This window comes from Flavobacterium potami (assembly GCF_020026915.1).
Taxonomy (GTDB): domain Bacteria; phylum Bacteroidota; class Bacteroidia; order Flavobacteriales; family Flavobacteriaceae; genus Flavobacterium; species Flavobacterium potami.
In genome coordinates this window covers 161636-175452 of record NZ_JAINUY010000005.1, presented here as the reverse complement: position 1 = coordinate 175452, position 13817 = coordinate 161636, and the positions used below count along the sequence as shown (strand labels likewise).

Here is a 13817-nt window from a genome sequence, read left to right as displayed (position 1 = left end):
GTTGAATTTGATTATTTATGGATTTAGAAAAAGATAATGGTTTTAATTTAAATCAAAAAGATTGGTTTGAAAATTTATCAAAAGAAGAAAGGGAAGAAATCGAAACTGGACTTCAACAGGCAGAGGCAAATGAATTTGTAGAACATGAAGAAGTGATGAAAAGATTCTCAAAATATAAAGCAGAAAAAAATGGCTTACGACGAAAATAACGCACAGAGAATCCGAACATTTCTTCAGTACAAAGAAGCTGATTTTTTTGAGAAGAAAATGTTTGGCGGAATTGTGTTTATGGTAGATAACAAAATGTGTTGCGGAACCCGTCTAGATAAGAAATTGAATGAAAATCTTTTGCTTTGCATAATTGATGATGAAGCTTATCTAGACGCAATAGAAAAAGATGATGTACTCGCAATGCCAAATGCTGAAAAACCCATGAAGAACTATATTTTCGTTACAGAAAATGCATGGACAAAAAAGCAAGATTTAGAATTTTGGTTGCAACAATGTTTAGATTTTAATCCGATTGCAAAAGCAAGTAAGAAGAAAAACGACATTGAAAAATAATGAAAGTATTCTCAAAAGATAAAACCTAAAAAGAAAAACTTAGCCACTCAGCATCTTAGAACCTTAGAACCTCAAAAAAACATTTGCAAATCGTATTGCCATTTCATACCTTTGCACTGTTCTTAAAATTTATTGTTCGTTATCACGAAAGGCGGAGGGATAGACCCAATGAAACCTTAGCAACCCTTTACTATAAAGAAGGTGCTAAATTCTACTTTTTACCGTAAACACACGGTATTTAAGATAGATAACACAAATACATTCTCGTATTTCTCAAAACTTTTCCAGACAACATACAAATAACTTACTGAAAGCAATTTCAGTAAAGAGCGAATCATTGGCGCATTTTTGCAGTCAATAGTTCCCGCTTTTCGTTGCAATCTTTTGCTTTTTAAAGAAAAAAGCAAAAGGATTTCCACTTCAATCGGGGCTAATGAGCCAGCAATAGTGCACTTTTGGAATTAATGTGAATAAAAAACTTAGCATCTAAGTCCCGATAGCTATCGGGATAGCGTCTTAGAAGCTAAAACAAAAAAGATATGTCGATTACAATTCAAGAAGCAATAAAGAAAAATATCCTAATCCTTGACGGAGCAATGGGAACCATGTTACAGCGTTACAACTTCTCCGAAGAAGATTTTCGTGGCGAGCGTTTCAAAGATTTCCCGCATCCGTTAAAAGGAAACAACGATTTATTATCCCTAACACAGCCACAAGCAATTCGTGCGGTGCATGCTGCCTATTTTGATGCAGGTGCAGATATCGTAGAAACCAATACATTTTCTGGAACTACAATTGGTATGGCCGATTATTTCATGGAAGATTTGGTTTACGAATTAAACTATGAATCGGCTAAATTGGCGAGAGAAGTTGCGGATGAATTCACAGAAAAAAATCCAGAGAAACCACGTTTTGTAGCCGGTTCAATCGGACCAACAAACCGTACGGCAAGTATGTCACCAGACGTAAACGACCCAGGTTACAGAGCCGTAACTTTCGACGATTTGCGAATTGCATACAAAGAGCAAGTAGAAGCTTTAATGGACGGAGGTTGCGATTTACTTTTAGTAGAAACGATTTTCGACACATTAAACGCAAAAGCAGCACTTTTTGCAATTGAAGAAGTAAAAGAAGAACGCAATATCGATATTCCAATCATGGTTTCAGGAACGATTACAGATGCTTCAGGAAGAACGCTTTCTGGGCAAACGGTTGAAGCATTCTTGATTTCAGTTTCACATATTCCGTTACTAAGTGTTGGTTTCAATTGTGCTTTAGGAGCAGATTTATTGAAACCGTATTTAAAAACATTAGCGCACAACACAAGCTTTAATGTTTCAGCGCATCCAAATGCAGGATTGCCAAACGCTTTCGGACAATACGATGAAACGCCAGAACAAACTCAGGCATTCATCAAAGAATATTTAGAAGATAATTTAATCAATATCATTGGTGGTTGTTGTGGAACAACTCCAGATCATATTCGATTAATGGCAGAAGTTGCGAAGGATTATAAGCCGAGAGTGGCGCCGGTTTTTGAATAAATAAGAATTACTGTCGATGAAGCCAATAAGAATATTATCCGTTGTTTTTATACTTTTTGGTTTGTTTGGTTTTAGAAGTGAAAAATATTCATTGATGGTCAAAAGAGAAATTCCATCTGATTTTTATTTTGTAATTAATGACGGTAGAATCGATAGTTATAATTCTCAATTAAATAGCTTTTCTCGAAAATATTTAGAAGAAGAAAGAGTTTTAAAAATTGCATTAACAGAAAAGGAAAAAGAAAAAATATATTCATTGATTCAGAAAAGTAATTTTTTGAAAATGCCAATGAAATTTGAACCAATAGGCGAAATAAAAATCAAGGATCCAAGCTTTACACGAGTAATCGTTGCTAATGTAAATGGAGAAAGAAAAATGGTGAGTTATAATGACGGGTGGACAAATGCTCTAAATGATAAAAAAGCGAAATCTTTTTTGGATTTATACACCGAGATTTGGAATGTCTTGTATGAAAAACAAGAACTAAGAGAAATGAAAAATCGGATATTCATTTTAAATAATTAAAAAGAAATATTGATTTCTTATGAAACCGAGTCTGCGTGAGGGATAGAAGTGAAAAGCCCACAGCCGTGAGGAACGAACAGGCGAGGACTTGTAACGGATAGCCCGGTTCGCCGCGGCGAATCACGCCAAAAATAATAAACATAAATACCTACAAGGTTTTAAAAACCTCGCAGGAAAGAAATAAAAATAAAAAACTTAGAACCTAAGCACCTCAGAAGCTTAGCAACTTTAAAGAAAATGACTGAAAAAAGAAGAGACCTTGTATTATCAGGATTAGAACCTTTGATTATTACGCCAGAAAGCGTTTTTGTAAACGTTGGAGAGCGTACGAATGTAACGGGTTCGCGAAAATTCCTTCGATTAATCAAGGAAGAGAAATATGACGAGGCACTTGATATTGCAAGACAGCAGGTAGAAGGAGGAGCGCAAATCATCGATATTAATATGGATGAGGGAATGTTGGACGGTGTAAATGCCATGACCAAATTCCTAAACTTAATTGCTGCAGAACCAGATATTTCGAGAGTGCCGATTATGATCGACAGTTCGAAATGGGAAATTATCGAAGCAGGTCTCAAAGTAGTACAAGGAAAAAGTGTTGTAAACTCGATTTCGTTAAAAGAAGGAGAAGAAGCCTTTATTCACCATGCCAAATTAATCAAGCGTTACGGTGCGGCGGCTATTGTTATGGCTTTCGACGAAGTAGGTCAGGCTGATAATTATGATCGTCGTGTGGAAATTTGTGCGCGTTCGTATGATATTTTGGTGAACAAAGTTGGTTTCCCTCCACAAGATATAATTTTCGATTTGAACATTTTCCCAGTGGCAACAGGAATGGAAGAACACCGCCTGAATGCATTGGACTTTTTTAGAGGAACAAAATGGGTTCGCGAAAACTTGCCACATGCACATATTAGTGGTGGTGTAAGTAATGTTTCGTTTTCGTTTAGAGGAAATGACGTTGTTCGTGAAGCGATGCACTCGGTGTTTTTATACCACGCGATTAAGGAAGGAATGACGATGGGAATCGTGAATCCAGAAATGTTGACGATTTACGATGATATTCCGAAAGATTTATTAGAACACGTTGAAGACGTAATTTTAGATAGACGCGACGATGCTACAGAAAGACTTTTAGATTTTGCTGAAAATGTAAAAGGCGAAGTAAAAAGCGACGAAAAAGCCGTTCAGGAATGGCGTTTAGGATCGGTGCAGGATCGTATTACGCATTCTTTAGTAAAAGGAATTGATGCTTTTATTGAAGAAGATGTTGAGGAAGCACGTTTAGCGGCAACGAAACCAATTGAAGTTATCGAGATCAATTTAATGGCCGGAATGAATGTCGTTGGAGATTTATTCGGAAGCGGAAAAATGTTCCTTCCTCAGGTAGTTAAATCGGCTCGTGTAATGAAAAAAGCCGTTGCTTATTTATTGCCATTTATTGAAGCAAGTAAACAAGCAGGTGACAAACAAGGAAACGGAAAAATCTTGATGGCGACTGTAAAAGGTGATGTTCATGATATTGGAAAAAACATCGTTTCAGTTGTTTTGGCTTGTAACAATTATGAGATTGTAGATTTAGGTGTAATGGTTGCTCCGGAGAAAATCATTGCAGCGGCAATCGAACACGAAGTAGACATTATCGGATTAAGCGGATTGATCACGCCTTCGCTTGACGAAATGGTTTATTTAGCTAAAGAATTAGACAAACAAAATATTAAAATCCCGATTATGATTGGTGGGGCAACGACTTCGCGCGCGCATACAGCCGTGAAAATTGCACCTCAATACAGAGAAACTGTAATTCACGTAAACGATGCTTCGAGAGCCGTTACTGTTGCAGGAAACCTGTTAGATCATAACCGAAAAATATATGCAGCAGATATTCGTGCAGAATACGATTCTTTTAGAGAGACGTTTTTAAATCGTTCGAGAGATAAAAACTTCCTGACAATTGAAGAAGCTCGTAAAAATAAGTTGCAATTGGATTGGTCTGAATATACTCCAGTTAAACCAAAAGTAATTGGAGCACAAACCATCGAAGTAGAATTGGATGTTTTGGTTCCGTATATCGACTGGACACCGTTCTTCCAAACTTGGGAATTGCACGGAAAATATCCAGCAATTTTAACTGATGAGGTTGTGGGTAAAGAAGCGACTTCTGTTTTTGCGGATGCTCAGGCAATGTTAAAAGTTATTTTGGAAGAGAAAAAACTAAAAGCAAAAGGTATTTACGGAATATTCCCTGCCAATCAGGTGGACGACGACGATATCGAATTGCGTGATGAAAATGGAAAAGTGTTAGAGAAATTCTTGACTTTACGTGTGCAGGGACAAAAAACAAAAGGCGCTCCAAATACTGCTTTAGCGGATTTTATCCTACCAAAAGAAAGTGGAATAGACGATTATATGGGGGCTTTCTGTGTAACAACTGGTTTTGGTGTAGACGAATGGGCTGCTGAATACGAAAAGAATTTAGACGATTACAATTCGATTATGGTTAAAGCGCTTGCAGATCGTTTTGCTGAGGCTTTCGCCGAATATCTTCACGAAAGAGTGCGTAAAGATTTTTGGGGTTACGATTCAGAAGAATCTTTAACTAATGAAGAATTGATTAAAGAGAATTATAAAGGAATTCGTCCTGCTCCAGGTTATCCAGCTTGTCCAGATCACTTAGAGAAACCAACTATTTGGAAACTTTTGGATGTTGAAAAACAAACAGGAGTGAAGCTGACAGAAAGTATGGCGATGTGGCCAGCTTCTTCGGTTTCTGGATATTATTTCGGAAATCCAAAAAGCCGCTATTTCGGACTAGGAAAAATAAAAGAAGATCAGGTTACAGATTACGCAAAACGCCGAAATGTACCACTTGATTACGCCATGAAATGGTTAAACCCTAATATAGCAGATTAACGAAAAGTTATTTTTGTTTCAGGTTTCAAGTTTCAAGTTGCTGTAGAGAACTTGAAACCTGAAACCTGACACGAGGCTTTAGCCGAATTGGCGAAGCAAACTTGAAACAAAAAACAAATAATGAAAGTAACAGAACATATAGAAAACGCCAAAGGAAAAACATTATTCTCATTTGAAATTATTCCGCCTCAAAAGGGGAAAAGCATTCAGGAATTATACGATAATATTGATCCGTTGATGGAGTTTAATCCGCCGTTTATTGATGTAACGACTTCTCGTGAAGAGTACATTTATATTGACAAAGGCAACGGACTTTTGGATAAAAAATTGACTCGTATGCGCCCGGGAACGCTTGGAATCTGCGCTTCTATAAAACACAAATACAATGTTGACACAGTTCCGCATTTGCTTTGCGGCGGTTTTACAAAAGAAGAAACTGAGTACGTGCTGGTCGACTGTCATTATTTAGGAATCAATAACGTAATGGCACTTCGTGGAGATGCCATGAAAGACGAGCAGTCTTTTGTACCAAAAGCAGGTGGAAATCATTATGCAATTGATTTGGTAAAACAAATTAAAGATTTAAACTCTGGACAATATCTGCATGAAGTAATCGATACTGATAACAGAGCCGATTTCTGTATTGGAGTTGCGGGTTATCCGGAGAAACATTTAGAATCTCCTTCTTTGCAATCCGATTTAAAAAGATTAAAAGAAAAAGTAGATGCAGGAGCTGATTATGTAGTAACACAGATGTTTTTTGATAATGCTAAATATTTTGCTTTCGTAGAAAAAGCAAGAGAAATGGGAATCACAATTCCGATTATTCCTGGAATTAAACCAATTGCTGTTCAAAGACATTTACAAGTTCTACCTCAAATTTTCAGAATCGATTTACCTGAAGATCTAATTGATGCGGTAGACAAATGCAAAAATAACGCTGAAATCAAACAAGTCGGAATCGAATGGGCAATTCAGCAGTCATTAGAATTAAAAGCAGCTGGAGTTCCGTTTTTACACTATTATTCAATGGGTAAATCTGAGAATATTCGTCAGATTGCTAGTCAGGTTTTTTAAGGTCATTGCGAGGAACGAAGCAATCTCACGAAGTATGTTCTTTGGTGATTTTGTAGCTGTAGTTGCTTCGTTCCTCGCAATGACAAACATAACGTGGAATTGCTTAATTTAGAAGCTTAAAATTTTTACATCATGAAAAATGAAGAATTACAAGCCATCGCTTCTCAATTAAAACATCCATCAGGAGAAAAAGGAATCGAAATGGGAAATATGATGAACGAAACGAACATCAATATGACCAAACATTCCATTCAAAATCTAAATATTTCAAAGGAAAATAAAATTCTAGAATTAGGTCACGGAAACGCAGGCCATGTTGAATTTCTTTTCGAACAAGCAGAAAACCTAAAATATTACGGACTCGAAATGTCGGAACTAATGTTTCAGGAAGCACGCCAAATCAACAGAAATTTTGTTTCTCAAAAACAGGCCTTTTTTTCACTTTATGACGGAAACAAGATTCCGTTTGAAGACGAATCTTTCGATAAAATATTCACAGTAAATACCATTTATTTTTGGCAGAAGCCAGAGGAATTGCTTTCAGAAATCTATAGAGTTTTAAAACCAAATGGAAATTTCTGTTTGACATTTGCCGAAGAAGATTTTATGAAAAAGTTGCCCTTTACGCAGTTTGAATTTGAGCTTTACAGCACCGAAAAAGCGCAGCAATTAATAGAGAAAACAGCTTTTCAAATTGTTTATACCGAAACTCAAACCGAAAAAGTTAAAAGTAAAACAGGAGAATTGGTTGACAGAGCTTTTACTACTATTGTTCTTGAGAAATAAAAGCGTCTATAAATTTATTTAAACACATAGAAACATAGTTTGTTGGAATCAATAAAGACGTTTCACTTGCATAAATTCACATAGCTATGTGTTAGAAACTAGTTTCTTTCAAACGCCTCTTCCAGAAAAAAATCTATGTTTCTATGTGTTTAAAACTAAAGGTTGCTGAACTTTAAATAACCCTTTTATCATTATGGAAACTAAAAAAATCAATTTTCTACAAAGTTACAGCAGTATACTTTTGCTTCTTGGAGGTATTATAGTTGGAAGTATTTTTGGGTTAGTTTTCGGAGAGAAAGTTTTGATTATAAAACCAATTGGAGATATTTTCCTGAATTTGCTTTTCACTGCGATTATTCCGCTAATCTTCTTTACAATTGGTTCGTCGGTTGCGAATTTGGAACAGAAAGAAAAGCTTGGTAAACTATTCGGAATAATGATTTTAGTTTTCCTTTCGACGCTTTTGATTTCAGCCATTGTCATGGTTTTTGCGGTTTATCTTTTTCCAATTCATCAAGATATTGCTGTTGCGAAACTTCCTTTTGAAGAAATTAAATCAGGATCAGTCGGCGATCAGATTGCACAATTGGTTACAGTAAATGATTTTTCAGAATTATTGTCTCGAAAAAGCATGTTGGCGTTGATTATATTTTCCTTTTTAATTGGTTTTGCCACTTTACAATCGGGAGAAAAAGGAAAAGCTTTCAAGAGTTTTCTAGATTCTGGAAATGAAGTGATGAAGCAATTGTTGAATATCATCATGAAATTTGCACCAATCGGTCTAGGAGCTTATTTTGCTTATCAAGTTGGGATTTTCGGTCCTCAATTATTTGGCGTTTATGCAAAACCTATGGCGGTTTATTATGCAGCTTGCATCTTTTATTTCTTTACCTTTTTCAGTTTGTATGCTATTATTGCTGGCGGGAAAAGAGCTTTTAAAGTCTTTTGGAGCAATAATATCACACCTTCTTTAACGGCAATAGGAACTTGCAGCAGTATTGCAACCATTCCTGCCAATTTGGAAGCTGCACAAAAAATGGGAATTCCGGCGCATGTTCGAAACCTTGTAATTCCGCTTGGAGCGCCTTTACATAAAGATGGTTCGAGTATGTCTTCCATCTTAAAAATTACTTTTCTGTTTTCCATGTTTGGAAAAGATTTCACAGAACCTTCCACTATTCTTTTGGCATTAGGAATCACCATAATTGTTTCTATTGTTGAAGGTGGAATTCCGAATGGGGGATATATCGGCGAAGTTTTGGCCATTACCGTTTATGGTTTTCCGATGGAACAAGCGCTTCCAGTAGCTATGATTTTAGGAACTTTAGTTGACCCAATTGCGACTTTGCTAAATGCCAATGGTGATGTGATTTCGTCAATGCTGGTTTCGAGGTTCTCTGAGAAAACAAAATGGTAGCTTTTTAATACAAACAACAAAAACTTTTATACTCTTTTTTTTATTCGCGTAATCTATGCGACATAACTAATACAACAATCTTATGAATTCAATATTACAGCAAGATTTAAACGATTTCTCCAATATTTTAGAGCAAACAAAACAAAAGGGAATTGATTTTCTAAACAATATAGAAAGCATTCCGACTTCAAATAGTTATTCGATTGATTCTCAAAAAGAATTAAACCAACTTGGATTAGGTTCTCTAGGAGCTTTGGAAGAATTCAATCAGAGATTAGCGCCTTTAATGGTAGCTTTGCCAGGTCCAAGATATTGGGGTTTTGTAACCGGAGGTTCAACGCCAGCGTCTATTGTTGGAGATTGGCTTACGGCGATTTACGATCAGAATCCGCAGGCTTTTCGCAATCAGGGAGGAGTTTCTGCTTTAATTGAAGCAGAGACCATTAATCTGTTGTTAGAACTTTTAGATTTACCAGATGATTTCACTGGCGGATTTGTTACTGGGGCAACAATGTCAAATTTCACAAATTTGGGAGTTGCAAGACAATGGTTTGGGGCGCAATTTGGAAAGGATTTTGCTAAAAACGGAATTTCAGAAACCATCAATATTTTAACGGCAACGCCACATTCTTCTTCTATAAAATCACTTTCAATGTTAGGTGTTGGAAGTCAGAATTATACTTTGATAAAAACAATCGAAGGCAATAGAGAAGCAATTGATATTTCAGATTTGGAAAAAAATATTGAAAGTCTAAACGGAAAACCTTTTATCTTAATTTCGAGTGCTGGAACTGTAAATACAGCCGATTTTGATGATTTTGAAGCGATTTCAGAATTGAGAAAAAAATATAAATTCTGGTGGCATATCGACGCTGCTTTTGGCGGATTTGCCGCTGTTTCAGAAAAATACAAGCATTTAGTAAAAGGCTGGGAAAATGCAGACAGTATTACTATTGATTGTCATAAATGGCTGAATGTGCCTTATGAAAGTGCTTTTTATTTAATTAAAAAAGAACATATTCATCTTCAGGTTGAAACATTCCAAAATTCAAATGCGCCGTATTTAGGAAACCCGTTAGAGAATTTTAATTATTTGAATGTGCTTCCTGAAAATTCTCGTCGACTTCGTGCGTTGCCAGCTTGGTTTTCGCTTAAAGCGTATGGAAAAGAAGGTTATAAAGACATTATTGAAAACAGTACTTCCTTGGCGTTACATTTTGCAAATGCATTAATAGAACAGGAATACTTCGAATTGCTTGCACCGATTCGTTTAAATAATGTTTGTTTTACTTTAAAAGGAAATGAAAATCAGGATAAAGTAACTCAATTTTTAACCCAGTTAAATGATGGAGGAAAAGTCTTTATGACGCCGACAGTTTATCAAAACCGAAAAGGAATTAGGGCATCTTTTGTGAATTGGAGAACTTCAGAACAAGATATTAGAATAGTAATTCAGGAAATGGTCGAAGTTTTTCAGGAATTATAATGCTATAAAAGTAGAAGAGCCTGTTTGAAGGAACAGGCTCTTAACTAACACAAAAAAAAACAAAAAACAAGGTATTTAAAGAACGAATTTTAAATGCGGTATGTAAATGCAATTGTCGCAATACGATTATCTAGATCATATCTTTTATCAAAACCCGTTTGCGCAACTACAGACTTAATGTAGAAATTATTGGTATTGAAAACATCAGTAAAATTCAATTTGACATTTCCCTTTTTAGCTAAAACCTGTTTAGAAATTCCGATGCTGAAATCGAAGAAACCATCTCTCTGATAAACCCCAAGATTTGATTTCGACTGATATTGTGCATTTCCTTCGGCTTTCCAAGTATCACTGATAGTAAATGAATTTTGAACGCTAACATTCAAAGTCATAATGGGATCAATGGTGTTGCTGTTTAAAACTTGTCCCATGAATTTATTTTCAAAAACATTGAACAAAGTATTCACAGACCACCATTTATAAAATTCTGCTGTATTCGTAATGTTGATTCCGTAATTGTATGATTTATCAACATTGATTTGAGTAGTAACCGTTGTATTGGTGTCTGGATTATAGTTGTACACTTCCGTGAAAACGTCTTTAGTGCTGTTAAAATAAACAGAAGCCATAAAGTTGCTTTTCCAGACATAGCCAATTTCCATTGCATGCGTGATCTCAGGAATCAAATTCGGATTACCTTGGGAATAATTGAACGAATCATCGTAAAAACGAAACGGATTCAAATCAAATTGACTCGGTCTGTTGATTCTTTTACTGTAAGAAGCATGTGTAGAATGATTATTCGTAAATTCGTACTTTAACGAAAGACTCGGAAACCATTTTAAATAATCAGTTGCATGTTCTTCATTTAAAGTCTTTTGATCAATATTTATCGCGGTATATTCTGTTCTTAAACCAACCTGAATATTCAATTTTTCCAATTGATATTTATAGTTTGCGTACGCAGCATAAATTTGTTCGTTATATTCAAAATGATTGGTCGAATTTGTATCGATTAACCATTGGTTGTTTTCAAAATATTCGTAAACAGAAGGATTATCATTGTTTTTGATGCTTCCTTTAAAACCCCATTCGATAGATTGCTTTTCTTTAAACGGATTTACAAAATCTAACTTCCCTGTAAAAACTCTTAATTGAGAAGGAATAAAACCACGACGATCGTTTACAACGGTTGCATTTGCGGTATTGTCTGCACTTTGAAATTGATTGGATCTGAATTTTGAAGTTTCATATTCAAAATCAAAAGCCATATTTTTTCCTGTATCATTAAACTTATGCAGTCCAGAAAAAGCATAGGTGTAATCATTCCATTTTTCTTTACTATCATTATAAGTCACAGCGTCAAAAATCGGTTGATTTGAGGTATTGAAAACGGTATTTGTTCCGTCTGCCATATTCTGGTAACGTCCGATTTTGGCGTCAACATAGAACTCTAAATTTGTTTTTGGTGAAACTTCATATTGCGTTCCGATTTTGAAATTATTAGAAGTCAAAGGTTCATCAGTAATAGAGGTTTGATGATTTTTTGATGCAATTTCCTGACGTGTTTGGTCTGTATATTGCGTTTGATTGAATTCTTTGCGTTCTTCTTCTCCACGGAAAGTATAACTGTAATTTCCGAAGACGCCCCATTTATCTTTATTATAGTTTAAGTTGAAGCCCGAATTGGTTCTGTTTTTTCGACCTCTTCCATAACTAGTAAAAGCTGTTCCTTTTAAACCAGATGCATTTGGTTTTTTAAGGATAATATTGATAATTCCGGCTTTTCCAGCCGCATCATATTTGGAAGAAGGATTAGTGATGACTTCAATTTGTTTAATATTGGATGAGGTTGTAGCTTTTAAATAATTAGCCAATTCTTTTTGAGAAAGCTGAGTCAGTTTTCCGTTGATCATAACGGCAACACCTTGTTGACCACGAATAGACAAATCGCCATCTTGCGAAACCACGACGCCAGGCGCACGCGACAACACATCAAGAGCGGTTCCGCCTTCAGAGACAATGCTGTTTTCTACGTTAAAAACCAAACGATCTGATTTTTGAGTATAAAGTACTTTCTTTTTGCTAATCACAATTTCGTCTAAAGCTGTTATAGTTGTTTCTACAATACTATCGGTTTCTTTTTCTGTTTGAGAATATCCATATACCGAAAAAGCTAGCATAATGGAGGTTATAAAATTTTTCATGTTGTTTTAATTTGGCAAGTCTAAATTTTGTTTAGAATGTAATCTTGTAAATTTTTAAGCAGGACTTATTGTAGAACTATTTGTTCTAATTGGTCTGAAAACCTTTTTTGAAGATTTTGTGCTTGATTTAAAACAACGGAAATAGTTTTTTTGAGGGTTTGGAGTATAAGTAACATACCGTGGCATTTAATATTTGATTTGCCAAATATAATACTATTTATAACAAGTCTAAATAAAAATAGTAATTATTTTTTTAGAAAAAACTTTAATTTGCTGATTTGAAGAGAAAAGAGAATAAAAAAAGCGGTTTGTTTTATTTAAAAACAAACCGCTTTTCTAATTGAAAACCGCGACTGAGACTGAATACTTATTTAGTAATTTCTCTAAAAACAGCTTCTAGATTTTTATTTTTCTGATTTAATTGTAATGTCTTTAATCCATTTTCGTTGGCAAAGTCAAAAATTGCTGGGCGCATGTCTTTGTCTGTAACAAAAGTTAGTTCCCATGTCATGTCATGCGTATTTACGTACGAAGAAATATTTTCTAGTTTAGCCAAAAGCTGCTCTTCTATTTTGTAATCGAACTCAACCTCAATAACTTGTTCCTTATCTGTCGTAACCAAATGGTCTAATTTATTATCAGCAACAATTTGTCCTTTGTCAATAATGATGACACGGTCGCAAATTGCTTCGACTTCTTGCATGATGTGTGTAGATAAAAAAACGGTTTTATCTTTTCCTGCATTTTTAATTACATTTCGAATTTCCATTAACTGATTCGGATCCAGACCAGTAGTTGGTTCGTCCAAAATTAACACATCTGGATTGTGCAATAAAGCATTCGCCAATCCAACACGTTGACGATATCCTTTAGAAAGCTGGCCAATCTTTTTATGGCTTTCTGGTGTCAGTCCTGTCAGTTGAATTACTTCTTCAATTCTTGATTTTGGCACACTGTAAACATCAGCATTAAATGCCAAATATTCACGAACATACAAATCCAAATACAGCGGATTATGCTCTGGTAAGTATCCAATTGAGCGTTGTACTTCTTTTGCATTTGTCATGACATCATGACCATTTACAAGGGCTGAGCCACTATCGGCGAGCAAATAAGTCGTCAAAATTTTCATTAGAGTAGATTTTCCAGCTCCGTTCGGACCAAGAAATCCTACAATTTCTCCTTTTTCAATTTTAAAAGAAATTTCATTTAAAGCTTTTTGCTCTCCGTAACTTTTTGATATGCTGTTTACTTCTATCGACATGTACTTTTTATTTGCTACAAAAGTAACGAGAAA

The 13817-nt window shown here is 35.3% G+C and carries 11 protein-coding genes and 1 riboswitch; of the genes, 9 read left to right on the top strand and 2 right to left on the bottom strand.

Translation table 11 applies throughout. The features are described from left to right. The first annotated feature begins 17 nt into the window (after positions 1-17). The 9 genes from K6T82_RS15615 (at position 18) to K6T82_RS15575 (ending at position 10313) form a co-directional block, all read left to right on the top strand. Positions 18-209, top strand: a complete 192-nt coding sequence (locus tag K6T82_RS15615) for a hypothetical protein (RefSeq protein WP_223707392.1) — start codon at positions 18-20, stop codon at positions 207-209. Further along, positions 190-564, top strand: coding sequence for a TfoX/Sxy family protein (locus tag K6T82_RS15610; RefSeq protein WP_223707390.1), 375 nt, complete (start codon positions 190-192; stop codon positions 562-564). The genes K6T82_RS15615 and K6T82_RS15610 overlap by 20 nt, the downstream gene beginning before the upstream one ends. A gap of 136 nt (positions 565-700) precedes the next feature. Beyond that, positions 701-818: riboswitch (SAM riboswitch) on the top strand. A 285-nt stretch (positions 819-1103) separates the two neighbouring features. Then, positions 1104-2108, top strand: coding sequence for a homocysteine S-methyltransferase family protein (locus K6T82_RS15605; protein ID WP_223707388.1), 1005 nt, complete (start codon positions 1104-1106; stop codon positions 2106-2108). A 16-nt stretch (positions 2109-2124) separates the two neighbouring features. Further along, positions 2125-2634 carry a hypothetical protein gene (locus K6T82_RS15600; protein WP_223707386.1) on the top strand — a complete coding sequence of 170 codons (510 nt, stop codon included), beginning with the start codon at positions 2125-2127 and terminating at the stop codon, positions 2632-2634. Positions 2635-2820: 186 nt separating this feature from the next. Next, positions 2821-5547, top strand: a complete 2727-nt coding sequence (gene metH / locus K6T82_RS15595) for a methionine synthase (protein WP_223707916.1) — start codon at positions 2821-2823, stop codon at positions 5545-5547. A 120-nt stretch (positions 5548-5667) separates the two neighbouring features. After that, positions 5668-6624, top strand: coding sequence for a methylenetetrahydrofolate reductase [NAD(P)H] (gene metF / locus K6T82_RS15590; RefSeq protein WP_223707384.1), 957 nt, complete (start codon positions 5668-5670; stop codon positions 6622-6624). Between the two features lie 132 nt (positions 6625-6756). Then, positions 6757-7410 (top strand): class I SAM-dependent methyltransferase, encoded by a 654-nt coding sequence (locus tag K6T82_RS15585; RefSeq protein ID WP_223707382.1) that lies wholly within the window; start codon positions 6757-6759, stop codon positions 7408-7410. Between the two features lie 193 nt (positions 7411-7603). Continuing rightward, positions 7604-8827, top strand: coding sequence for a dicarboxylate/amino acid:cation symporter (locus tag K6T82_RS15580; RefSeq protein WP_223707380.1), 1224 nt, complete (start codon positions 7604-7606; stop codon positions 8825-8827). Between the two features lie 82 nt (positions 8828-8909). After that, on the top strand, positions 8910-10313 hold the full coding sequence (locus K6T82_RS15575) for a pyridoxal phosphate-dependent decarboxylase family protein (RefSeq protein ID WP_223707378.1): 1404 nt from the start codon (positions 8910-8912) through the stop codon (positions 10311-10313). An 89-nt stretch (positions 10314-10402) separates the two neighbouring features. On the opposite strand, the gene K6T82_RS15570 is transcribed toward K6T82_RS15575, so the two are convergent. Both K6T82_RS15570 and gldA read right to left on the bottom strand, forming a co-directional pair. Beyond that, positions 10403-12520, bottom strand: a complete 2118-nt coding sequence (locus K6T82_RS15570; protein ID WP_223707376.1) for a TonB-dependent receptor domain-containing protein — start codon at positions 12518-12520, stop codon at positions 10403-10405. A 367-nt stretch (positions 12521-12887) separates the two neighbouring features. After that, positions 12888-13784, bottom strand: coding sequence for a gliding motility-associated ABC transporter ATP-binding subunit GldA (gene gldA / locus K6T82_RS15565; protein WP_223707373.1), 897 nt, complete (start codon positions 13782-13784; stop codon positions 12888-12890). Positions 13785-13817: the final 33 nt, after the last annotated feature.